This window comes from Rahnella sp. NRRL B-41462 (assembly GCF_003263525.1).
GTDB lineage: Bacteria > Pseudomonadota > Gammaproteobacteria > Enterobacterales > Enterobacteriaceae > Rahnella > Rahnella aceris.
This window is the reverse complement of the sequence record NZ_JYDF01000167.1, coordinates 1-1,890: the sequence shown is the minus strand read 5'-3', so window position 1 is coordinate 1,890 and position 1,890 is coordinate 1. Positions and strand designations below refer to the sequence as shown.

General features: G+C 47.4%; 2 protein-coding genes. One reads left to right on the top strand and one right to left on the bottom strand.

What is annotated here, in order from left to right; genetic code table 11:
- Positions 1-1,191, top strand: a 1,191-nt coding sequence (locus UC14_RS25915) for an IS110 family transposase (protein ID WP_112198722.1), incomplete at its 5' end; no start/stop codon positions are given.
- A gap of 82 nt (positions 1,192-1,273) precedes the next feature.
- On the opposite strand, the gene UC14_RS25910 is transcribed toward UC14_RS25915, so the two are convergent.
- Positions 1,274-1,726, bottom strand: coding sequence for an acyltransferase (locus UC14_RS25910; RefSeq protein ID WP_112198721.1), 453 nt, complete (start codon positions 1,724-1,726; stop codon positions 1,274-1,276).
- Positions 1,727-1,890: the final 164 nt, after the last annotated feature.

Below are 1,890 nucleotides of genomic sequence, written 5' to 3'. Positions count from 1 at the left end.
GATAAAAAACACGATGTCTGTGTTCAGTTTAAAAACGGTGAACGCGTATTCGATGTGATTGAACATACAGCAGAAGCGCTTGATGCCTGGCTTACTGAGTTACACCAGAAAGTAAAAGGCAGAATCGCCATAGCTCTCGAGCTGAAGAAGGGCCCCGTGGTATATGCTCTTCAAAAATATCCCTTTATCACCGTTTTCCCCGTCCACGCGTTGTCCCTGGCTCGTTACCGGCAAGCCTTCTCGCCCAGCGGCGCTAAAGATGACCCGCAGGATGCAGAGCTGGCATTAGAGTTAATGCTGCGTTATCCCCAAAAGATAAAAGCTATTGAACCCGACAATGCGGATATTCGATTACTGCAACAGCTGGTTGAACAGCGTCGACAGTTGGTTGAAGACAAACGCCGCTTTGTGAATCGGCTCATCAACACGCTTAAACAGTATTATCCTCAGCCACTGGAGTGGTTCTCACATCGGGGTAGCTTACTGTTGTGTGAGTTGATTATCCGGTGGCCCAGTCTGCAACAACTGAAACGAGCCAGGCGCGACACGATCCGAAATTTTCTGAATGCCAGAGGTGGCCGCGCAATGGCCCTTACCGAGCAGCGTGTTGCGAGTGTTGATAATGGGATCCCATTGACGACAGACCCGAGTGTTATAGAGGCTAATGCTTTGATGGCAACCGCACTGGCGACACAAATTAAAGTCGTGAGTGAAATCATCAAAACCTATGACGAACGAATCGAAACGCTGTTTGACACATTGCCAGATGCGGGGCTGTTCAAATCACTTCCGGGCATGGGGCCGTGTATGGGCCCACGGATGCTTGCTGCGCTTGGTGATAACCGTGATCGGTTTAACAACGCTGAAGAAATTCAAAACTATGCAGGTATTGCACCGGTGACCGAACGAAGTGGCCAGAAATCCTGGGTTCACTGGCGATGGCAATGTGCCAAGTTCGTCAGGCAGACCTTTGTTGAATGGGCGGCCAAGACGGTTAACTCATCATACTGGGCCAGACTTTATTATCAGGGACTGCGAGAAAAAGGAAAATCTCACCAGTCTGCAATCCGGGCTCTTGCCTTCAAATGGATAAGGATCATTTATCGCTGCTGGAAGACCAGAACCCAGTACGATGAAGCAAAGTATTTGCTGGCTCTCGAAGCGCGACACTCGCCCTTACTGAAGCCATAAAAAGCTTGTCGAATGTCTCAGGGCGTGAAGCGGACGTGTTCGGAACAGTATGAAACCCGCCAAGCACAGTGAGATAAAATAACTAAAGTAATCTTAAAAGCTTCGCAGGATTACCCGCATAAATCCCTTTAGCTTGTATAGGCTTTATGACCACGCTACCAGCACCAATAACTGCACCACTGCAAATTTCTGTTGTGAGAATTGTTGCTCCGCTCCCAACTGTGACGGCATTACCTAAACTAATATGAATCCAATTCTCAGCAGATGAATCAGGGCCGCCACTTTTGAAAAGGTCATTAGCAAAGGTTACGCCATGTCCTATAAAGCAGTCATCACCTAAGATGACGTTTTCACAGATGAAAGTGTGGGACTGGATCTTGGTTCCCCTGCCTATGACACATCCTCCTTGTATCTCCACAAATGGTCCTACAAAAACATCGTCGCCTAATTCACATTTATAGATGTTTACTGGCATTATCACCCTGACATTTTCGCCTTGTACGACATCACGAATGCCGCTTTCAGTAACCTGCATATGAGAAGTATCCTTACTTAAGAAAAATCAGGATCAGAATAGCTCAAGCAAGCCTGATTGGCCTCCGAGCAGCATCAGATTCATATGCAAATGCAAATGATCCTGCATAGCTTCGCTGGATTATGACTACATACCTTATGGGGTCCGTTTGGGAAACGGACAAT

Excerpts from the sequence above, each read along its gene's own strand:
- UC14_RS25910 (WP_112198721.1), bottom strand. The coding sequence starts at position 1,726 with ATGCAGGTTACTGAAAGCGGCATTCGTGATGTCGTACAAGGCGAAAAT.